General features: G+C 65.2%; 23 protein-coding genes. 11 read left to right on the top strand and 12 right to left on the bottom strand.

Features of this window, described 5'->3' with window-relative positions; genetic code table 11:
- Positions 1-53 precede the first annotated feature (53 nt).
- A complete protein-coding gene (locus J5M67_RS11155; RefSeq protein WP_207885376.1) occupies positions 54-986 on the bottom strand; it encodes an aspartyl/asparaginyl beta-hydroxylase domain-containing protein in 933 nt (310 codons plus the stop codon).
- Between the two features lie 150 nt (positions 987-1,136).
- On the opposite strand from J5M67_RS11155, the gene J5M67_RS11150 reads away from it, so the two are divergent.
- Positions 1,137-1,676, top strand: coding sequence for a DUF2058 domain-containing protein (locus tag J5M67_RS11150; RefSeq protein WP_207885375.1), 540 nt, complete (start codon positions 1,137-1,139; stop codon positions 1,674-1,676).
- Positions 1,677-1,694: 18 nt separating this feature from the next.
- Here the strand turns inward: J5M67_RS11150 and J5M67_RS11145 are convergent, their stop codons facing one another.
- Both J5M67_RS11145 and J5M67_RS11140 read right to left on the bottom strand, forming a co-directional pair.
- The gene (locus J5M67_RS11145; protein ID WP_207885491.1) at positions 1,695-1,973 is read right to left on the bottom strand and encodes a Rho-binding antiterminator; all 279 of its coding nucleotides are present in this window, start codon (positions 1,971-1,973) and stop codon (positions 1,695-1,697) included.
- A gap of 16 nt (positions 1,974-1,989) precedes the next feature.
- Positions 1,990-2,214 carry a thioredoxin family protein gene (locus J5M67_RS11140; protein WP_207885374.1) on the bottom strand — a complete coding sequence of 75 codons (225 nt, stop codon included), beginning with the start codon at positions 2,212-2,214 and terminating at the stop codon, positions 1,990-1,992.
- A 113-nt stretch (positions 2,215-2,327) separates the two neighbouring features.
- Between J5M67_RS11140 and J5M67_RS11135 the strand changes: the two genes are divergently transcribed.
- Positions 2,328-2,897 carry a MarR family winged helix-turn-helix transcriptional regulator gene (locus tag J5M67_RS11135; RefSeq protein ID WP_207885373.1) on the top strand — a complete coding sequence of 190 codons (570 nt, stop codon included), beginning with the start codon at positions 2,328-2,330 and terminating at the stop codon, positions 2,895-2,897.
- 66 nt (positions 2,898-2,963) lie between these two features.
- Here the strand turns inward: J5M67_RS11135 and J5M67_RS11130 are convergent, their stop codons facing one another.
- The 4 genes from J5M67_RS11130 to J5M67_RS11115 form a co-directional block, all read right to left on the bottom strand.
- Positions 2,964-4,241, bottom strand: a complete 1,278-nt coding sequence (locus tag J5M67_RS11130; RefSeq protein WP_207885372.1) for an outer membrane protein transport protein — start codon at positions 4,239-4,241, stop codon at positions 2,964-2,966.
- Between the two features lie 187 nt (positions 4,242-4,428).
- The gene (locus J5M67_RS11125) at positions 4,429-4,908 is read right to left on the bottom strand and encodes a hypothetical protein (protein WP_207885371.1); all 480 of its coding nucleotides are present in this window, start codon (positions 4,906-4,908) and stop codon (positions 4,429-4,431) included.
- A gap of 181 nt (positions 4,909-5,089) precedes the next feature.
- The gene (locus tag J5M67_RS11120) at positions 5,090-5,743 is read right to left on the bottom strand and encodes a tetratricopeptide repeat protein (protein WP_207885370.1); all 654 of its coding nucleotides are present in this window, start codon (positions 5,741-5,743) and stop codon (positions 5,090-5,092) included.
- 114 nt (positions 5,744-5,857) lie between these two features.
- Positions 5,858-6,712 carry a sulfurtransferase gene (locus tag J5M67_RS11115; RefSeq protein ID WP_207885369.1) on the bottom strand — a complete coding sequence of 285 codons (855 nt, stop codon included), beginning with the start codon at positions 6,710-6,712 and terminating at the stop codon, positions 5,858-5,860.
- A gap of 78 nt (positions 6,713-6,790) precedes the next feature.
- Between J5M67_RS11115 and J5M67_RS11110 the strand changes: the two genes are divergently transcribed.
- Positions 6,791-7,594: a 1-acyl-sn-glycerol-3-phosphate acyltransferase gene (locus J5M67_RS11110; protein ID WP_207885368.1), complete on the top strand. Its 804-nt coding sequence runs from the start codon at positions 6,791-6,793 to the stop codon at positions 7,592-7,594.
- Positions 7,595-7,598: 4 nt separating this feature from the next.
- Here the strand turns inward: J5M67_RS11110 and J5M67_RS11105 are convergent, their stop codons facing one another.
- Positions 7,599-8,660 carry an SMP-30/gluconolactonase/LRE family protein gene (locus J5M67_RS11105; protein WP_207885367.1) on the bottom strand — a complete coding sequence of 354 codons (1,062 nt, stop codon included), beginning with the start codon at positions 8,658-8,660 and terminating at the stop codon, positions 7,599-7,601.
- A gap of 138 nt (positions 8,661-8,798) precedes the next feature.
- On the opposite strand from J5M67_RS11105, the gene rnd reads away from it, so the two are divergent.
- The 3 genes from rnd to J5M67_RS11090 all read left to right on the top strand — a co-directional run bounded on the left by rnd (position 8,799) and on the right by J5M67_RS11090 (position 11,423).
- Entirely contained in the window at positions 8,799-9,932 is a 1,134-nt protein-coding gene (gene rnd / locus J5M67_RS11100) for a ribonuclease D (RefSeq protein ID WP_207885366.1), read from the top strand.
- A gap of 15 nt (positions 9,933-9,947) precedes the next feature.
- A complete protein-coding gene (locus J5M67_RS11095) occupies positions 9,948-10,241 on the top strand; it encodes a YcgL domain-containing protein (RefSeq protein ID WP_207885365.1) in 294 nt (97 codons plus the stop codon).
- A 249-nt stretch (positions 10,242-10,490) separates the two neighbouring features.
- Entirely contained in the window at positions 10,491-11,423 is a 933-nt protein-coding gene (locus tag J5M67_RS11090; RefSeq protein WP_207885364.1) for a D-2-hydroxyacid dehydrogenase, read from the top strand.
- A gap of 115 nt (positions 11,424-11,538) precedes the next feature.
- On the opposite strand, the gene J5M67_RS11085 is transcribed toward J5M67_RS11090, so the two are convergent.
- Positions 11,539-12,132: a nitroreductase family protein gene (locus J5M67_RS11085; protein ID WP_207885363.1), complete on the bottom strand. Its 594-nt coding sequence runs from the start codon at positions 12,130-12,132 to the stop codon at positions 11,539-11,541.
- Positions 12,133-12,379: 247 nt separating this feature from the next.
- On the opposite strand from J5M67_RS11085, the gene J5M67_RS11080 reads away from it, so the two are divergent.
- Positions 12,380-12,829, top strand: coding sequence for a YcgN family cysteine cluster protein (locus J5M67_RS11080; RefSeq protein WP_207885362.1), 450 nt, complete (start codon positions 12,380-12,382; stop codon positions 12,827-12,829).
- Between the two features lie 18 nt (positions 12,830-12,847).
- Here the strand turns inward: J5M67_RS11080 and J5M67_RS11075 are convergent, their stop codons facing one another.
- Positions 12,848-13,183 (bottom strand): CPCC family cysteine-rich protein, encoded by a 336-nt coding sequence (locus J5M67_RS11075; RefSeq protein WP_207885361.1) that lies wholly within the window; start codon positions 13,181-13,183, stop codon positions 12,848-12,850.
- Positions 13,183-15,243 carry a S9 family peptidase gene (locus J5M67_RS11070; protein ID WP_207885360.1) on the bottom strand — a complete coding sequence of 687 codons (2,061 nt, stop codon included), beginning with the start codon at positions 15,241-15,243 and terminating at the stop codon, positions 13,183-13,185. The genes J5M67_RS11075 and J5M67_RS11070 overlap by 1 nt, the downstream gene beginning before the upstream one ends.
- A 100-nt stretch (positions 15,244-15,343) precedes the next feature.
- On the opposite strand from J5M67_RS11070, the gene J5M67_RS11065 reads away from it, so the two are divergent.
- From J5M67_RS11065 to J5M67_RS11050, 4 genes are all read left to right on the top strand, one after another.
- Positions 15,344-15,814 (top strand): MFS transporter, encoded by a 471-nt coding sequence (locus J5M67_RS11065; protein WP_207885359.1) that lies wholly within the window; start codon positions 15,344-15,346, stop codon positions 15,812-15,814.
- 66 nt (positions 15,815-15,880) lie between these two features.
- Positions 15,881-16,327, top strand: a complete 447-nt coding sequence (locus tag J5M67_RS11060; RefSeq protein WP_207885358.1) for an HIT family protein — start codon at positions 15,881-15,883, stop codon at positions 16,325-16,327.
- 3 nt (positions 16,328-16,330) lie between these two features.
- The gene (locus J5M67_RS11055; protein ID WP_207885357.1) at positions 16,331-17,104 is read left to right on the top strand and encodes a class II glutamine amidotransferase; all 774 of its coding nucleotides are present in this window, start codon (positions 16,331-16,333) and stop codon (positions 17,102-17,104) included.
- A gap of 113 nt (positions 17,105-17,217) precedes the next feature.
- A complete protein-coding gene (locus J5M67_RS11050; protein ID WP_207885356.1) occupies positions 17,218-17,742 on the top strand; it encodes a DUF2937 family protein in 525 nt (174 codons plus the stop codon).
- 442 nt (positions 17,743-18,184) lie between these two features.
- Here the strand turns inward: J5M67_RS11050 and aceK are convergent, their stop codons facing one another.
- Complete coding sequence (gene aceK / locus J5M67_RS11045) at positions 18,185-19,921, bottom strand: bifunctional isocitrate dehydrogenase kinase/phosphatase (RefSeq protein ID WP_207885355.1); 1,737 nt, start codon at positions 19,919-19,921, stop codon at positions 18,185-18,187.
- Positions 19,922-20,021 lie beyond the last annotated feature (100 nt).

Below are 20,021 nucleotides of genomic sequence, written 5' to 3'. Positions count from 1 at the left end.
TGCCGGCGCTGCCGGAAACTCTGTTCGCGAGCAAGCTCGCTCCTACAGGTATCTCAGCCGAACAGCCAGCGCAGCAGCCACACCAGCAGGATCACCGCCAGCACCGGCCGGCCGATGCGGTAGGCCTTCGGATAGCGGCGCTTGAATACTTTCACCTTGCTGCCCACGGCATTGCCCAGGTGGATCAGCACCGAATAGGCCTGGTTGATGCCGCCGACGCGCTCGCCGTCGACGTTCTGCGGCGCGGTCGCGCGACCGAGGAAGGCGCTGACACGGCGGTTGATGCGGGTCAACAGCGACGACTTGAGCGGGCGCTCGATATCGCAGAAGAGGATCAGGCGGGACTCGTCGGTCTCGTTCTTGACCCAGTGCACGAAGGTTTCGTCGAACATCACGTCCTGGCCGTCGCGCCAGGCGTAGGGCTGGCCGTCGACGAAGATGCGGCACGCCTCGGAGTTCGGCGTGGCCAGGCCAAGGTGATAGCGCAAGGAGCCTGCGTACGGATCGCGGTGCTTGTTCAGGTGGCTGCGCGGCGGCAGGCGGGTGAACATTGCGCCCTTGACGTTGGGGATGCTGCTTACCAGCTCCACGGTCTTCGGGCAGAGCTGTTGGGCGGAGGGCAGGGGGCCGTCGTACCAGGTCAGGTAGAAGCGGGTCCAGCCCTTCTTGAAGAAGGAGCCGAAGCCGGCTTCGTTGTTGTTCAGGGCGTCGCGGATGTAGCCCTCGTCGAAGAGCTTCTCGGCTTCTTCGCGGATCATTTGCCAGTTGTCGCGCAGCTTGTCGAGCTCGGGGAAGCGCTCGCGGTCCAGGTAGGGTTTGGACGGTACGCTGGAGTTCAGGTACATCAGCGAGTTGTACGGGGCGAACCAGGCGGAGTGGTTCACGACCTGGCGCAGGAGGGGCAGGCGCACCTTGCCGCGCAGGTGCACGTAGAGGATGGCGACTAGGAATATGGCAAGGATCGCGAGAACGATGAGCTTGATCATATGGGCCCTGAATGAGTGAAATCGAGCTGGGCACTTGCGCAGCGCACGCACAGGCCCGAGGATTATACCCCCTGTGGGCGCGAGCGCGGGCCGTTGTGCCACCAGGAAATCTGTCCCGCGTCAATCAAGGACTGTCGAGAGTCTTATCGAATGAGCATGTCGTTACGTGACCAGCTGATGAAAGCCGGGCTGGTCAGCGAGAAGCAGGCCAAGCAGGCCGGCAAGCAGAAGCAGAAGCAGCAACGCCTGGAGCATAAGGGCCAGGTGGAGAAGGATGACAGCCAGCGTCAGGCCGCCCTGCAGGCGCAAGCCGAGAAGCAGGCCCGTGATGCCGAGCTGAATCGCCAGCAGCAGGAAAAGGCTGACAAAAAAGCCAGAACTGCCCAGATCAAGCAACTGATCGAAGGCACCCGTCTTCCGAAGCTGGATACCGAGGACTACTACAATTTCGTCGACGCGAAGAAGGTCAAGCGCATTGCGGTCAATGACCTGATCCGTGACAAGCTCAGTCGTGGCAGCCTGGCCATCGTCAGCTACGACGGCCGCTACGAAATCGTCCCCCGTGATGCCGCGCTGCGCATCCAGGAGCGCGACGAGCGTCGCATCGTGCTGCTCAACGAGCCCAGTGGCGAGCCGGACGAGGACGATCCGTACAAGGATTACGTGGTGCCCGACGACCTCATGTGGTGAGGTCTCCCCGGCCGGATCTCAGGCCGGGCTCAAGACCACCCTGGCGAAGCGCGCCTCCGCCGCCAGCGGCGTGATGGCGTGCAGGCGATCCAGCCGGAGCTCCCGGCTGGCATCGTCCACCCGCACTTCCAGATACTCTTCCACCTCGCCTGCCGTCGTACGCTGCGTATGCGTGGTGAAGGCCTGGGCGTCGAAAACCAGGCCGTCGCGCAGTTCGATGCGCAGCCAATAGCGGTGCAGGCAGGCGATCTCCAGGTAATCATGGAGATCGCAGTGCAGCGGCCGGTAGGCATCCATGTCGTTGGGCATGCCTTTACTTCAGGTCGGCGATGGCGGCACCGAAGTTCAGGTGCAGCACCTGGCGATCGACCACCAGGGCGGGCACGGACTTGACCCCGGCGGCCTCGGCTTCGGCAATGCGCGGCGACTGCTCGCCCAGGTGCACCACTTCAACTTCCCGGTTCAGCAATGGCAGCAGCGTGCGTTCGGCTTCGACGCAGACGGGGCAGCCGGCATGGTAATAGGCGGTTTTGCTCATGATCCTGCTCCTGATTTTAATGTATCGAATCGATACCATTTAAGTCTGCGATTGAAGGAAGCCTTCTGTCAAATTTGTTTTTGATCGATACTATTTGTCGGGAGGATGAGCCCATGACCGATACGACCCTGTACGACTACCTCGAACGCATCGCCAGCCTGATGCGCGCCTGGGCCCGCGAGCAGCCGCTGATGGCCGAGTTGCAGCCGATCCAGCTGAGCGCGCTGAACTACCTGGCGCGCTGCAACCGCTATTCGAATACGCCTTTGGCGGTCACGGATTTCCTTGGGTTGACCAAGGGTACGGTGTCGCAGTCACTCAAGGCGCTGGAGGCCAAGGGGCTGATCTGCAAGCGTCCGGATGCGCAGGACCGTCGCAGCGTGCATCTGGAGCTGACGGATGCGGGGCGGGAGCTGATCGGGGCGCTGGTGCCACCGGCTTTCCTGAGTCGCGCGGAAGACGCTCTGGGCGAACGGCGCGAACTGCTGGTCTCGCTGCTGCGCGAACTGCTGACGGCCATCCAGCGCCAGGAGGACGTGCCCGGTTTCGGCCTGTGCCGCACCTGTCGTTTCCACCAGAGGCTGGACGACGGCGCGCTCTGCGGGCTGACCGGGGAACGGCTGGAAACGCGCGAAGGCGAGCTGATCTGCCGCGAGCACGCGGAGCCTGACCAGGCGGCATGACAGAAGCCGCGGGCATGAAAAAGCCGGGCAGATGCCCGGCTTTTTCATGCCACGTCGGTGAGGCTATCAGAAGCGATAGGTCATCTGTGCGGTCAGGCCGTGGGCGCTGTTGTCGTACTTGGCGCTGTAGGCAGGCTGCAGTTCCACGCCGGCCAGGCTCTCGCCGTTTTGCTGGTTCACGCCGGCGGTGGATTCCCACAGGTAGGCGTAGGCGAAGTCGAAGGTCATGTCGGCGTTCGGCGAGTAGCCGGCACCCAGGGTGAAGATCTTGCGATCGCCCACCGGGATACGCACGTTGCGGTGGTCGTTGGTGGTTGGCGACGGGTCGTAGGCGAAACCGGTACGCAGCACCCACTGGTCGTTGTACTGGTAGGAAGTACCGATGGCGGCCGACCAGGTGTCATGCCAGCTCAGGTCTTCGCCGATGGTTTCCAGGTTCGGCAGGGGCGCGTTTTCGTTCTGCACCTCGATGGACTGCAGACGGCTCCAGCGGGTCCAGGTGGTGCCACCGTAGACGGTCCAGCGGTCGTCCAGCTTCTGGGTGATCGACAGGTCCAGAGACTCGGGCAGGGTGATGTCCAGGCTGGCATCCATGCGCTTGTCGAACAGGCCCATGGGGGAGCCGGAAATGGTGGTGTGGCCTTCGAGCTCGTACTTGACCTTGGAGTGGTAGGTCGCGCCCAGGGAGGTCATCTCGGTCGGGGTGAACAGCACGCCGACGTTGAAGCCAGCGGCGGTGTCGTCGCCCTTGATGCTGATCTCGGTGTCATCCGGCGCGCCGAACAGACCCTTGGTGGCCAGGTTGTTCTCCAGCTTGCCGTCGATACGGTTGAAGGTCGGACCGAAGCCGACGGACACCATGTCGTTGAACTTGTAGCTGATGGTCGGCTGGACGGTGATCACCTGGACCTTGCTGTAGGAACCGTGGTAACGGCCCTGGAAGCTGCCTTCGTAGTCGTTGATGATGCCGTAGGGGACGTAGATGCCCAGGCCGACGCTGACCTTGTCGTCCAGCGGGGTAGCAATGTAGCCGAAGGGCACGGCCGCCAGCGGGACGGAGTCACCCTTGTTGGTGCCGGTGGCGGCGCTGTGGGCCTGGCTGATGTCGTCCTTGGCATCGACGATGGCGAGACCGCCACTGATTTCGGTGCGCTTGAGCTTGGAAATGCCGGCCGGGTTGCCGTAGATGGTGCTGGCGTCGAGTGCGGAGGAGGCGCGACCGGCATAAGCGGTACCGGCGCCACTGGCGCTTTGCTCGTTGATTGCGATGCCGTTGGCCAGAGCCTGGGCAGAGGCGGCGCTAATGGTCAGTGCGAGCGTGGTTTTGAGCCATGTTGTTTTCATTGTAAGAGCAACTCCTGTGTATACCGGCGCGCAAGCTATCAAGATTCCCAGGTCTTGGGTAGTGTCCGTAAAGCGCTCTAGTTTGGGCTTCAGCGCTCAAACAAGCGTTCTATCGGCATGCTTGCCGTTCGTCGCTGTTGATGAAAAATATATGACCAATCGGTCAGTTTGGGACTTCTCGCTCCGCTCAGGCTACCTGGCTGAGATTTCCGACGTAGCTGTGCCAGGCGTCGACGAAATCGTGCAGGCGTCCGTGGGGATGGAAAACCCGACGCCAGACCCGGGCCAGGCCCAGGGGATCGTCGGCATGGGGCAGGGGGATGCGTTCGGCCTCGACCATCATCCAGGCGATGGCGGTGCTGTAGCGCAGGTTCACCGTGAGTTCCAGGTGGGGGGCGTCGAGGAAAGCGTGCTGACTGGCCAGCCCGCGAACCCGGCTGGCCAACTCCGGGTCGCAGGCCAGATAGCAGTCCCAGAGGGTCTGGTGACGGCTTTCACCGATGCGGTACAGCCCATGGCCATGGCTGTCGCCCAGCGCACTCCCCAGCGCCGATTGACAGGCTGCTGCCCCCAGCAGCAGTGCTTCCGCCGCGACACTATGCCGTCCCAGATAGAGCAGGGTAGGCCGGATTACGTAGTGGCACAGGTCGTTGGCGGCAATTCCCATGACATCCTCGTCCTCGGTGACCGGCGGGGCGGGGCGACTTGGCAGCTTTTAATGATTTTCCTGGCCCCGCCGGAAGCGGACTTAGCCGCTCGATTTGAAGTGTAGTGCGATAATTGTGCTGTAAAGGCCTGTTTTTAAATTGTTTTGATGGTGCAGGAATAATCCATATTCCGTCCGGAAATTAGATGCTCGCCGGCAACTCGGGCATTGCCTCGAGTTTTTCCTCGGCTTCTTCATGCCCCTGGTCGGCGGCGCGCTGGTACCAGAGACGGGCCTGCGCAGGGTTCTTCGCCACCCCGCGGCCCTTGGCATAACCTTCGGCCACGGCGAACTGGGCATCCACGTCGCCCTGCTCCGCGGAACGTTTGTAAAGCGCAAAGGCCTTCTTGTAGCTGCGGGTCACCCCGGTGCCGTTCTCGTACATGATCGCGAGGTTGTATTCGGCGTCCTTGTCGTCCTGATCGACCGCCTTCTGGTACCAGAACACGGCCTTCTCGGCGCTCTGCTCCACACCGTCGCCGCTGTCGTAGGCGTTGCCCAGGTTGTACTGGGCGCAGGCGTGTCCCTGTTCGGCTGCCTTCTGGTACCAGTACGCGGCCTGTTCGTAGTTCTGCTCGAACTCGTCGCTGCCGGCGTCGTACTCCAGGCCGAGGCTGTACTGGGCGGTAGCGTGGCCGGCGTTGGCCGCGGCCACCAACTCGTCGCCGTAGAGGTCGGACCATTGGTCGGTAATGGCGCAGGGTGTGGCTTCCAGCGTGGCGGCCTGGAGCGGCGTGGCAACCCACAGGCACAGCAGCGCGCTGGCGAGCAGGGTGTGACGAAGGCGGGTGGGCATGGGTTCACTCCTTTGAAAAATGGGCATGAGTCTGACGTATGCCCGGTTACCTATCCATCGGAAGACACGCGCCCGGTGTGGCGTGCCTTCCGTTTTTGCCGGTGCGGCGGGCGATCAGTCGCCCTTGGCCACCGGACGTTTCGCATCGGTGATCCATTCGCTCCAGGAGCCGGCGTACAGGCGCCCCACGGGATAGCCGGCCAGGCTCATGGCGAACAGGTTGTGGCAGGCGGTGACGCCGGAGCCGCAGTAGGCCACCAGGTCTTGCGCCGGGCGGCCGCGCAGCAGGCTGGCGAAGCGCTGGTGCAGGTGCTCCGGGCGCAGGAAGCGACCGTCGCTGCCCAGGTTGTCGGTGAAGGCCGCGCACTGGGCGCCGGGGATGTGGCCGGCGACCGGGTCGATGGGTTCGACTTCGCCACGGAAGCGCGGCAGCCCGCGGGCATCCACCAGCGGCAGGTCGGGCTCGCCCAGGCGAGTGCCGAGGGTGTCGGCGTCGATCAGCAGGCTGTTGTCCGGCGTGCCCTTGAAGTCGCCGGGACGCACGGGCGTCTCGGCAGTGGTCAGGCGCTGGCCCTCGGCGCGCCAGGCGCCGAGGCCGCCGTCGAGCAGGTAGACGCCCTCGCGCTTGCCCAGCCACAGCAGCAGCCACCAGGCGCGGGCGGCGAAGGCGCCGGGGCCGTCGTCGTACAGCACCACCTCGCTTTCCGCATTCAGCCCCCAGGTGCGCAGGCGCTCCAGCAGTAGCTGCGGGTCTGGCAGTGGGTGGCGGCCGGTCACGCCCGGAACGACGGGCGCGGACAGGTCCTTGTTGAGGTCGGCGAAGTGGGCGCCGGGAATGTGGTTTTCCTGATAGCTGCGCGCCCCGTAGCCGGGATCGTCGAGGGAGAAGCGGCAGTCGAGCAGGACGAGATTCGGGTCATCGAGGCGGGCGGCCAGTTGCTCGGGGGTGAGCAGGCGGGCATGGGTCATGGGCGCATTCCTGTGTCGTGACGGGGCTTGGGCGCATCATAAGGCTTGTATCGCGAACAAGTTACTGTCGGTGGGGAAATGGCGAACAAGCTCAACCTGCAATCGGAGCCGCGCAAGGCCGGCCCGCTGCGCGTCGCCCTGGTGGGCCTCGCGACCGTCCTGATCACCCTGGGCTACAGCGTCCGTGTGCTGGCGCTCGGCGCCGTCGGCCGGCTGCGCCGCAGCAAGGTCGATGGCTTCACCCGCGACTGGTCAGGCAGCCTCCTGCGCCTGACCGGCGCACGCCTGAGTCGACACGGCGAGGTGCCGGACTTCGGCGATGGCCGCCGCTACATGATCCTCTGCACTCATTCCAGTTTTTATGACATCCCGGCGATCTTCGTGACCATGCCCGGCTCGATCCGCATGCTGGCGAAGAAGGAGCTGTTTGCGGTGCCGATCTGGGGCGCGGCGATGCGGGCGGCGGAGTTCCCCTCCATCGACCGGCACAACCGCCACCAGGCCCTGGCCGACCTGGCCAGGGCGCGGGAAATGATGGAAAGCGGCATCGTGCTGTGGGCTGCGCCCGAGGGCACGCGCTCCAAGGACGGCAAGCTGCAGCCGTTCAAGAAAGGCTGCTTCCGCCTGGCGCAGCAGACCGATGCGGTCATAGTCCCAGTGGCGATCCGTGGCATCCAGAAACTGCTGCCGGCCGGCGGCCTGAAGCTGAACCTGGGGATGCCGGTGGAGGTGCACGTCGGCGCGCCGATCGATTCCACCCAGTTTGCCGAGGACGGCGTGGAGGCCCTGATGGCCGAGGTGCGCGGGCGCATGCAGGAACTGCTGGATCCGTCCGCCGAGCCCGCCCCGGCGATTGCTCGCAAGGAGCAGACGCCGGCCTGAGGCGTTACTGGATCTGCAGACGCCCGATACGGTCGTTCTCCAGGCTGCCCAGGTAGAGCGCGCCATTCACCGGCTTGGCCGAAGTGACCATGCGCAGGTGCTGGCCGCTGGTGTCATGCAGGCTGCGGACGATCTCGCCATTCTCGTTCACCTGGATCACCAGGCCGTAGGGCACCGGCTTGGGCAGGAAGGCGCGTGGCAGCTTGGTCAACTGGCGCTTGAGCCAGGGCAATTGCTGGATCAGGTCGGCGTCGGCCTTGCGCGGCGAGGGCAGGGCGACCCAGAAGGTGCCCTTGCGGTCGCTGGCGAGGTTGTCCGGCAGCCCCGGCAGGTTGTCGATGAATACCTCGTGCTGCCCGGCTTTCTCGCCCTTGAGCCAGTAACGGGTGATGCGGTAGCGATAGGTTTCGTTGACCAGCACGAAGTCCTCGTTCTGCGACAGCGCCACGCCGTTGGCGAAATACAGGTCCTTGAGCAGCGTCTCGGTCCTGCCGGTAGCCGGGTCATAGCGCAGCAGACGGCCGTGGGGGCGGGCTTCGAGCAGATCGAGCAGGTAGTCCGGCTGGTGGAAACGGCTGGATGCGTCGCTGAAATAGATGCGCCCGTCGCTGGCAATGTCCAGGTCGTCGGTGAAGGCGAACGGAATGCCGTCAGCGGAATCGCTCAGCACGCGGATCTTCCCTTGTGGATCGACCTCCAGCAGGCCCTTCCAGGCGTCGGCGACGATCAGGTTTCCGGCTTTATCGAACGCCAGCCCCAGCGGCCGGCCCCCGGTTTCGACGAAGGTTTGCGCCTTGCCGTCCGCGCCGATGCGCACGATGCGGCCGTCCGCCAGGCCGGCGAAGAGGCGACCCTGGCTGTCCACCGCGGTGTCTTCCGGCCCGACTATCTGCCCCTGGGCGATCAGCTCGGCCTTCATCAGCGTGTCGTTGGGTTCCATCACGCCGGTCATCGGCGGGGCCTTGGGCGGTATCCAGGCCAGCGGATCGATGGGGCTGGGGGTGAATGCCAGGTAGACGGCCAGGGCGGCGACCAGCAGGACGACCAGCCCGAGAAGCTTCTTCATGGGGAGTTGCCTTGTTGTTGTTATGGGGCGGGCCCAGCCTAGTCGCTGCGCGTGACAGTCGACAGCCGATGGCCGAGTGGAATGCTCGCACATCATGCATCTCTATATAATGCGCGCACCGAAACGAAGGAGATGTTCGTGACCGCTCTCGATATTCAGTGGATTCGCGACGATGCCAGCCTGGCGCACAAGTGCCAGGACTGGAAAGAACTGCCGTACCTCGCGCTCGATACCGAGTTCATGCGTGTCGATACCTTCTACCCCGGAGCCGGCCTGGTGCAGGTAGGCGACGGCACTGGCGTGTGGCTGATCGACCCGCTGCTGATCCGCGACTGGTCGCCGTTCGCCGCCGTGCTGGAGTCACCGCTGGTGGTCAAGGTCTTCCATGCCTGCGGCGAGGACCTGGAAGTCTTCCAGCGCCTGACCGGCAGTCTGCCGCTACCGCTGTTCGACACCCAGCTGGCCGCCGCCTATCTGGGCATGCCGCACTCGATGGGCTACTCCAAGCTGGTGCTGGAGATCCTCGGGATCGACCTGCCCAAGGACGAAACCCGCTCCGACTGGCTGCAGCGCCCGCTGACCGAGATGCAGGTCCGTTATGCCGCCGAGGACGTACAGCATCTGGCCGAGGTCTATGTGAAGCTGGCGCCGCGCCTGAGCGACGAGAAGCTGCAGTGGCTGCTGGCCGACGGTGCGGACCTGGCCGCCAACCAGACCCGCGTCAGCGATCCGCAGGACGCCTACCTCGACGTGAAGCTGGCGTGGAAGCTCAATCCGCAGCAACTGGCCGTGCTGCGCGAGCTGTGCGCCTGGCGTGAGGAACAGGCGCGGTTGCGCAACAAGCCGCGCAACCACGTGCTGCGCGAGCACACCCTCTGGCCGCTGGCGCGCTTCCAGCCCGCCGACAAGGTGGCCCTGGCACGCATCGACGACATGCACCCGCGCACCGTGCGCCAGGATGGCGATACCCTGATCGCACTGATCGCCCACGCGGCGAAGCTGCCGGAGTCCGATCGCCCCGGGACGCTGCCCGAACCGCTGCCGCGAGAGGTCACGCCGCTGCTCAAGCAGCTGCGCGAAGTCGGCCAGAAGGAGGCCGAGCGCCTCAACATGGCCCCCGAGCTGATGCTGCGCAAGAAGGTCCTCGAAGCGCTGCTCAAGACCGGCTGGCCAAACGGCCCCTACCAACTGCCCGAATCGCTGCAGGGCTGGCGCCGCGAGCTGATGGGCCAGGCCCTGCTGGACTGCCTCGCCGTCCAGACCCACGAATAACGCGGAAGACACGCCATGAAACGCATCTGCTCCATCTACAAGAGTCCGCGCAAGAACGAGATGTACCTGTACGTCGACAAGCGCGAGGCGCTGACCCGCGTCCCCGAAGGGCTGATCGCCGCGTTCGGCCCGCCGCAGCACACCTTCGACCTGGTGCTCAGCCCGGAACGCCAGCTGGCCCGCGAGGACATCAACAAGGTCCTGGAGAACATCGAGAAGCAGGGCTACCACCTACAGATGCCGCCGGGCGAAGAAGAGTACATCGAGCACCTGCCCGAGGAGCTGCTGCGGATGAACGATCCGCTCTGACGCCTTGCCGTAGAGCAATTCCCTGCAAGCCGCGGGCGGGTACGGTGGTGGCACTGTGCAAGTTCGCGGCTTGGGCGCATTATGCGTGGAGAAAAAGGGTTCAAAGGAAGGAACGCTTGGTCTCTGGCTGTGTCTATAGCGGCCTGTCTTCCCTCGAACCTGTGCCGATATCAACGGGAAGCTCCCTTCAAGCGAGTCCAGATGCGCCAGCCGGATACATTCCACCGATCGAAGCGAAGGTCCTGAATCATGCGCCTGCTCGTTCTCGATCGAGACCATGCCCTGTACGCCGCCCTGATCATGGCGGCGGAACCGCGAATTACGGTGGTCGCCGGCGACAAGCCGGACAGCCTTCTCGAAGCCGCCGCCGAATGCCCCGTCTGGCTTGCCCAACCCGATCTCGCCGCGCAACTGCTGCGCCAGGGCGTGCATCCGGTGTGGATACAGTCCAGTTGGGCGGGCATCACCCCGCTGCTGGCGGACGACCTGCCCAAGGATTACGCGCTGACCCGCGCCGTGGGCATCTTCGGCCAGGTCATGACCGAATACCTGCTTACCTACCTGCTGGCCCATGAACGGCAGATGCTCGGCCGCCTGGCCAGCCAGGTCGGCGTGCAGTGGGATGACCGCCTGCCCGGCAGCCTGCACGGCCGCCAGGTGCTGATCGTCGGCACCGGCGAGATCGGCCAGGCGGTGGCGCACATGCTGGCGCCTTTCGGTGTGGACCTGGTGGGCGTGGCGAAGAATCCGCGTCCGCTGCTGCCGTTCAGCCGCGTGGGCGCATTGGAGGACCTGCCGCGCCTGCTGCAGACCGCCGATTACGTGGTGAACCTGCTGCCCGATACCGAGCAGACCCGCGATATCTACAACCTGCCGCTGTTCAATCGGATGAAGCCGACGGCTCTGTTCATCAACGCCGGGCGCGGCAACGCGGTGGTCGATGCCGATCTGGTGTCGGCGCTGGAGGCCAACCAGATCGCCGGTGCGGTGATCGATGTCTGCCGTGAAGAGCCGCTGCCGCCGCAGCATGCGTTCTGGCATACCCCGCGCCTGCTGCTCACCGGGCACACCGCCGCGCCGACGCTGCCGGGGCCGCTGATCGAACTGTTCCGCGACAACCTCACGCGCTTCTGGGCCGGCCAGGAAATGCGCGGCGAAGTGGATTTCGCGCGCGGTTACTGACCGCTGCGAACATGAAAAAGGCCCCATCCGGGGCCTTTTTCTTTTGGCTTTTCTGTAGGAGCGGGCCATGCCCGCGATCGCGCGCATGGCTCGCTCCTACAAGGAGAATTGCCCGTCAGAGCGAGAAATCGCCCTCGGCGACGATTTCGGCCAGCGGGCGGCGGGCATTGGGCACTTCGCGGGCCTGCAGGCTCTCCGAGAGAATCGACTTGTCGCCCAGCTTGCCGATGGCGATCACCGCGTGGATTTCGTGGTCTGCCGGCACCTTCAGCTCGGTGCGTGCCAGCTCGCGGTCAAAGCCTGCCATGCCGTGGGTGTGCCAGCCGGCCAGGCTTGCCTGCAGCGCCAGGAAACCCCAGGCAGAGCCGGTGTCGAAGCTGTGCCACAGGGCGGGCTTCTCCTCGCTGGAGCCGGGCGGGGCGAAGGTGGTCTTGGACAGCACCACCACCAGCGCCGACGCGTGCTGCGCCCAGCCACGGTTGAATTCGCCCAGCAGGTTCAGGTAGCGCTGCCAGTTCGGCGTGTCGCGGCGCGCGTAGAGGAAGCGCCAGGGCTGCGAGTTGAACGAGGAGGGCGCCCAGCGCGCGGCCTCGATGAAGCTCAGCAGGGTGGTTTCGGGAATGGCTTCGCCGCTGAACGCGCGGGGCGACCAGCGATTGATGAACTGCGGGTCAATGGGGTGCTCGGAAACGCGAGGATTGGCGCTCATGGTGGCTCCTTGAAGGGCGTGGAATCTGCCGATGGTGCCGTGGTCGGCCGGGCATCGCGGTGGGATCGGGCGCTTGGCGGGTCGCGCGGCACTGGTAGAGGGCAAGCGGACCGCACCCGTGGGGCGATCAAACTAACCAGCGCGGCCCGCTCTGGCAAGCATCCCGCGGTCAATGGTCGCCTGCGCTTGGCCTTCCGGCGCTACGGGCTTAGACTTTGCGCCCCGTGAAACAGCCCCTGTACAAAAAATGGCCGCCAAAGTCGAACCCTTCTGGAAACGCAAGACCCTCGACCAGCTCGATCAGGACGAGTGGGAATCGCTGTGCGACGGGTGCGGCCTGTGCTGCCTGCAGAAGCTGGAAGACGAGGACGACGGCACCGTCTACTACACGCGCATCGCCTGCAAGCTCCTGGACCTGAAGACCTGCCGCTGCACCGACTACGCCAACCGCCGTGCCAGCGTGCCCGACTGCATCCAGCTCACCCCGGCGCAGGCCGACGAGTTCCAGTGGCTGCCGCCGACCTGCGGCTACCGCCTGGTGTCCGAGGGCAAGGACCTGCCGCTGTGGCACCACCTTGTCTGCGGTGATCGCGATGCCGTGCATCACGAACGCATTTCCCAGTCCGGCCGCATGCTTGCCGAGGGCTCGGTGCCCGAGGATGACTGGGAAGAGCACCTGATCTTCCGCGCCGGCTGACCCCCGCCGGCGGCTCCGTCAACCGCGCAGCCAGTAGCAGGCTTCTTCGCCGGACAAGGGTTTCTCCGCGTCCGGCAGTTCCACGCGCTTCTCCCACAGCGGGAACCAGCGGTCGTCCTTCACGTCCTCGATGGTCGCCGGGCGCACCTGCGCGCGGAAGCGTCGTTCGCAGGCACCCCACTGCACGAAGTTGACCTGCGCCTCGATCAGGCTGATCGCATTGGCGCCGCCACGTGCATCGGGGAAGCAGAGTTGCAGGTGATCGTCTTCCCAGAAGCAGATCTCGCAGATTTCGTACGACCCCGGAGGGTCGCCGAAACTGAAATAGCCGCAGCAGGGGCAGGTGTAGAGCATCAGCGATTGCCTTCGATGCCCAGCACCTTGAACAGGAAGGCGTACTCCAGCGCCACGTCCTTCAGGCCCTGGTAACGGCCACTCATGCCGCCGTGGCCGGCCCCCAGGTCGGTCTTGAGCAGCAGCAGGCGGTCGTCGGTCTTGCTCACCCGCAGCTTGGCCACCCACTTGGCGGCTTCCCAGTACTGCACGCGGCTGTCGTTGTAGCCGGCCACCACCAGCAGCGCGGGATAGTCCTGGGCGCTGACGTTCTCGTAGGGCGCATAGGCGCGGATGCGCTCGTAGACCGCAGGCTCCTCTGGGTTGCCCCACTCGTCGTACTCGGTGACGGTCAGCGGCAGGTCAGGGTTGAGCATGCTGTTGAGCACGTCGACGAAGGGCACCTCGGCAATGGCGGCGGCGAACAGCTGCGGACGCTGGTTGAGTACCGCGCCGATCAGCAGGCCGCCGGCGCTGCCGCCGCTGATGGCCAGCTGCTCCGGGGTGCTGTAGCCGTGGCTGAGCAGGTGTTCGGCGCAGGCGATGAAGTCGCTGAAGGTGTTCTGCTTGTGTTCGAGCTTGCCGGCGCGGTACCAGGCTTCGCCCAGTTCGCCGCCGCCACGCACGTGGGCGATGGCGAAGACGAAACCGCGTTCCAGCAGGCTCAGGCGGGCGTGGGAGAACCAGGGGTCGAGGCTCTCGCCGTAGGCGCCGTAGCCATAGAGATAGAGCGGCGCCGGCTTGCCGCGCGCGACGTCTTCCAGCACGTCGCGTCGGCCGACCAGGCTGATCGGCACCTGCACGCCGTCGGCGGCGGTGGACCAGAGGCGACGGCTTTCATAGGCGTCGGCGTCGAACGGGCCTTCCACCGGGGTTTCCTTGAGCACCTTCTGTTCGCCGCTGGAAAGTTCCAGCTGGCGGATCTGCGCCGGGCGGTTGAGCGCCTCGTAGCGCAGGCGGATCACCGGGCTGTCGAACTCCAAGCTGTCCTGCACGTAGAGGTTGTAGGCGGCGTCCGGCAATTGCACGCGGTGCGCCGGCTGGCCCTGCGGCTGCACCTCGACGATCGGCAGGCCGCCTTCGCGCAGGCTCAGGGTCAGGGCGCTGGCGCTGAGGGTGAGGCCTTCGAGCATCACCTCGTCGCGGTGCGCGATCAGCGTCTGCCAGTGCTCGCGGGTCGGTTGCGCCTCGCTGGCGTGGTACAGGGCGTAGTTGATGCCGGCCTGGTTGCTGCGGATCAGCCAGGTCCATTCGCCGTTCAGACTACCATGGTCGGGGTAGTACTCGTGGTCTTCCTCGCGCGGCGCCAGGCAGGTGAACTCACCGTCGGGCGTATTGGCGTCCAGTACCCAGGCCTCGCTGGTGGTCTTGCTGCCCAGCAGCAGGATCAGCTGGCGCTCGGAGCTGGCTCGGTAGCAATGCAGGAAGAAGCGCCCGTCGGGCTCCTCGAAGACCAGTTGCGCGCCGCTCTCGCCCAGGCGGTAGCGATACAGCTTGTGCGGGCGGTGGGTGTCGTCCAGCTCGCCGAAGAACAGGGTGCGGTTGTCGTTGGCCCAGGTCAGGCTGCCGTCGCAGTCCTCGAAGGGCAGGGTGGTGACGCTGCCGTCGGCCAACTCCTTCACGTACAGGGTGTAAATTTCGTCGCCGCTGGTATCCAGGCTGTAGGCCAGTTTCGAATGATCGGGGCTGATGCTGAAGGCACCCACTGACAGGAAACCGTCGCCGGCCAGGGCATTCGGGTCCAGCAGCAGCTCTTCGGCGGCTTCATCGACGCTCAGCGAGCCGTCGGCCGGACGCGGGCAGCGGTAGTGGCGGGGGTATTCGTCGCCAGCGGTGGTGCGCTGGTAGTAGAGCCACGGGCCCCAGGGCGTGGGCAGCGACAGGTCGGTCTCGCGGATGCGCCCCTTGATCTCCTGGAACAGCGTTTCGCGCAATTTCGTCTGAGGAAGAAGCTGATCCTCAAGGTAGGCATTTTCCGCTTTCAGGTAATCGAGGACGTCCTCGGCATCGCGGTTTTCCAGCCAGGCATAGGGATCGGCGGCGGCTTCGCGGCGGGCGAGGGGGGGCTGACGGTCGGTCATGACGACTCCTTACTGGGCGGCATGGATGACGCCCGGCTGCGCACCCATGGGTAAAAGCGGCTATCATAAGCCCCCCTCTGCCGCTACCGCACGCACGCGCATGAACGAACACGATTACCTGCTCGCCTGGGGCGCTTATCTTGGCGCCGGTCTCGGCCTGACTCTGGTCTGGTTCCTGATGACTGGCTGGATGTGGCGCTGGCTGCGCGAACCCTTGCGGGTGATCGTCATCGTCCTGCTGTTCACCCCGACCCCGGTGGACCCGGCGAACAACCTGTACGCCCCGGCCATCGCGATCACCGCGCTGGACGTGGTGTTCAAGGTCGGCAACAACGCCTGGCGCGCGGTTTCGGACCTGGCGCTGGTGCTGCTGGCGGCGTTCGGCGTGTACCTGCTGTTCGTGCTGGTCCGCTGGCCCATCGAGCGTGCGCTGAAGCAGCGCCGCAAGGTACCGGCGCCGGAAGACGAGCCGACCCTGCGCAAGTTGATGCAGCCGGAGCTGATGCCGGACGTGGATACCCGCACCGACGAGAACGGCGACCGCCGCATGCGCATCGAGCCGCGCCTGTAGCATCGCGCCTTGCGTCCTGACCGACACGCGTCCAGCATGAACTGAACGGCCTTTCGAGGAGTTCCCATGGACTGCGTGTTCTGTGCCATCGCGGCCGGTCGCGTGCCGGCCCACGTCCTCTGCGAAGACGACCATTTCATCGTGCTGCTGGATATCTACCCGTTGCGTCCCGCGCATCTGCTGGTGGTGGCGCGGGAGCACGTGACCTTCCTGCACCAGCTGTCCGAAGGCGCGCAGCAGAGCCTGGTGCCGCTGGCCGATCGCATGCAGCGCGTACTGCGCAGGGCCGGCTACGGCCGGATCGGCATCAACCTGCTGGTCAACGACGGCCCCGCGGCCAACCAGCATGTTCCACATTTTCATCTGCACCTGATTCCGCGTGAGTTGAATGATCTGCCGGCCATAGTGCTGCGCCTGCTCACACGTTTCCTGCCGCTGGGGCGGCGCAGGATGCACAATCGCCTGGAGCGCGAGCTGCATCAGCTGCGCGAGGCACTCTTGGAGGAGAACTGATTCATGTGCGAGTTGCTCGGCATGAGCGCCAACGTCCCGACGGACATCGTGTTCAGCTTCACCGGGCTGATGCAGCGCGGCGGCGGCACCGGCCCGCACCGTGATGGCTGGGGCATCGCTTTCTACGAAGGGCGCGGGGTGCGACTGTTCCAGGACCCATCGGCGAGTATCGATTCGGAGGTAGCGCGCCTGGTGCAGCGCTACCCGATCAAGAGCGAAACGGTGATTGGCCACATTCGCCAGGCCAACGTCGGCAAGGTCTGCCTGTCCAATACGCACCCGTTCGTGCGCGAGATGGGCGGGCGCTACTGGACCTTCGCCCACAACGGCCAGCTCGCCGACTTCCATCCCGAGCCGGGGTTGTATCGCCCGGTGGGCGACACCGACAGCGAGGCGGCCTTCTGCGACCTGCTCAACCGTGTGCGCCGCGCCTTCCCCGAGCCGGTACCGGTGGAGGTGCTGCTGCCGACCCTGGTACGTGCCTGCGCCGCCTACCGCGAGCAGGGCGTGTTCAACTGCCTACTCAGCGACGGCGACTGGCTGTTCACCTTCTGCAGCACCAAGCTGGCCTGGATCACCCGTCGCGCGCCGTTCGGTCCGGCGCGCCTGAAGGATGCCGACCTGACCGTCGACTTCCAGTCCGAGACCACGCCCGATGACGTGGTCACGGTAATCGCCACCGAACCGCTGACCGACAACGAGAACTGGACCCTGATGCAGGGCGGCGAGTGGATGCTCTGGTGGCGCGGCGAAATCGTCGACCAGGGACGCATCTGACGAGGCCTGCGCGCATCCGTGCGACGCAGGCCCGGACCCGGCGGGCGCCTTCGATGACAATCGGCGGCGCCTCGCGGGCGATACCAATACGACAAGAACGAAAGGGGGAGACGATGTTGCGCAGCTACATTCGCATGGTGCTGTTCGCGCTGGGCCTGATGGTCGCGGTACAGGTGCCGGGTTTCATCAAGGACTACGCCCAGCGCATCGATGCCCACCGCATCGAGGCCGCCCAGGCGCTGCAAGGCTTCAAGGACACCTCCGGGCAATTCTTCAAGGGCGATCTGAATGCGCTGGTGGCGCATTATCGCGGCAGCGCGGACCCGGTATTCCAGCGCGATGCCGACAACATCGAGCGTCTGCTGCGCCGTGCCCAGTTGTTCGAGAACGAATGGCGCGCTTTGCAGGGCAGCTGGTTCCAGCGCGCCTGGCACATGCTGACGGCGCCGAACCCCGAGCTGCTGCAGGAAACTTACGCCAACTACCGCTACCAGGTGGTGCTGGAGCCCGAGGCCATCGGCTGGGGGCTGGGCGGTGGGCTGGTGCTGGCGTGGATTGCCGAGGTGCTGATGGCTTCGCTGGCGGCGCTGGTTGGGTTGGGGGACAACCGCCGGGCTTCGCGCCGGCACTGGAGCTGATGCCTTTTCATAGCAGCAACTGTCTTTTGGGCTATTCGCTGCGCTCACCCTTCGGGCCGCACTGAAGTGCGTTCAGCGCAAGCGCTGTCCCGCGTTCGCGGGAGTGACGGTGTCGTGCATCGTCCCCAGCACACGTCATCCCCGCGAACGCGGGACGCGGCTCCATCGCGAACAGCGCTTGCGCTGGCCCGAAGGGGTATCACCCAGAAAACAACGCAGGCGCATTGCCGGGATTTTCCTGGGTAGGCACGGAGTCCTTCGCGATGGATTTCGCGGACAAGGTCCGCTCCTACGGGAGCGCATCGCGCTTTGCCGTTGCCGCGTATCGGCAGTTCTTCGCAGAGCGAGCTCGCGAACCTCCGTTTGCCGGATGAAATGGTGTCAGGCGAGGCACCGATGTTCGCGAGCAAGCTCGCTCCTACAGGCCTTGCTCCGCGTGGGGCTAACGCGCCAGCGCCTCTTCCGGCGACTCGTGTCGGCGATAGGGAAAGACGTCGATGACCTTGCCGGCCCGGATCTGCTCCTGCAAACCCTTCCAGTAATCGGCGTCGAACAGGTTGCCGTGCAGCCGGGCGAACAGCCGGCGCTGCTTCAGGTCGACGAACAAAAAGCGCGGGAATTCCTCGGGGAACACATCCATCGGACCCACCGAATACCAGGGCTCGGAGGACATCTCGTCCTCTTCGTAGCGTGGCGGCGGGATGTGGCGGAAGTTCACCTCGGTCAGGTAGCTGATCTCGTCGTAGTCGTAGAACACCACGCGGCCGTGGCGGGTGACGCCGAAGTTCTTCAGCAGCATGTCGCCGGGGAAGATGTTCGCCGCCGCCAGTTGCTTGATCGCCAGGCCGTAGTCGTTCAGCGCTTCCTCCACCTGCGCCTCGGTGGCGTGTTCCAGGTAGATGTTCAGCGGGGTCATGCGGCGCTCGGTCCAGCAATGGCGGATCAGCACCACGTCGCCTTCCAGCTTCACGGTGGAGGGCGCCACGTCCAGCAGTTCGGCGAGGCAGTCCGGGTCGAACTTGCGCACCGGGAAGCGGAAGTCGGCGAACTGCTGGGTATCGGCCAGGCGGCCGACGCGGTCGTGGTTCTTCACCAGCTGGTACTTCTGGATCACGGTGGCGTGGTCCACGGTCTTGGCCGGGTTGAAGTTGTCCTTGATGATCTTGAACACCACGTTGAAGCCGGGCAGGGTGAACACGCTCATCACCATGCCACGCACGCCCGGCGCCATGACGAACAGGTCGTCGGTGGTCGCCAGGTGGTTGATCAGCGCACGGTAGAACTCGCTCTTGCCCTGTTTGTAGAAGCCGATGGAGGTGTACAGCTCGGCGATGTGCTTGCCCGGCAGCAGGCGCTTGAGGAAGGCCACCAGCTCCGCCGGCACCGGCGCGTCGACCATGAAGTAGGAGCGGGTGAAGGAGAAGATGATCGAGACTTCCGCCTCGTCGGTGATCACCGTGTCGAACTGGATGCCGCGCCCTTCGTGGTGCACCAGCGGGAACACCAGCGGCCATTGCTCCTCCGGGGTGAACAGCCGGCCCACCAGGTAGGCGCCCTTGTTGCGGTAGAACACCGAGCCGATCAGCTCGATGCTCAGGGTCGGGTCCTTGCACACCCAGTCCGGCAGGTTGGCGTGCAGCAGGCTGTCCATGCGCTCCAGGTCGCGCTCGCGGTCGTCGTAGTCCACGGCGAAACGGTAGTCGTCGAAGATCTGTTCCAGGGTCGGGCGCAGGTGGCCGCCGGGGCGGTACAGGCGGGTGTGCGGGTCGCGGGCGTGGGCGCGCAGGGACGGCCGGGTGGTGTGCACGAACATGGTGCCGTCGCTGATGTTGTCGTGGCTGAACAGGCCGCAGAAGATCGAGTTGAACCAGGTTTCCGCCAGTTCGTCGTCCAGTCGCGGGTCGATCAGGGTGATATAGGCGCTCTTGGCGATGGGCCAGCGCTCCACGTCCACCAGGTCGATGTGAGCCATGGTGCGGGTCAGGCGCTCCACGGTCTCGGCGACCTTTTCCTCGTACAGGTTGATGCGCTCGGCCGAGGCTCGCTGCGCCTCCTGCCAGAGCGCCTGCTCGAAGCGCGCAGGCGCCCCGTCGGTGATCTGATGGAAGCGTGCGCGGTAGTCGTCGAATCCTTCGAGGATCAGGGTTGCGATCTCGGTTGCTGGCCAGTGCTCAGCCATGGGAACGCCTCCTTACATCGTCTGTGCAGCGAGCTTAGCCACGGGAAACGGGGAGGGAAAGGACGATTTCGTACAGCCCGCACCGGGGGAAGTTGCGTAT

The organism is Pseudomonas sp. 30_B (assembly GCF_017491605.1).
Lineage (GTDB): Bacteria > Pseudomonadota > Gammaproteobacteria > Pseudomonadales > Pseudomonadaceae > Pseudomonas.
The sequence above is the reverse complement of the archived record's forward strand: the minus strand, read 5'-3'. Positions and strand labels throughout refer to the sequence as shown.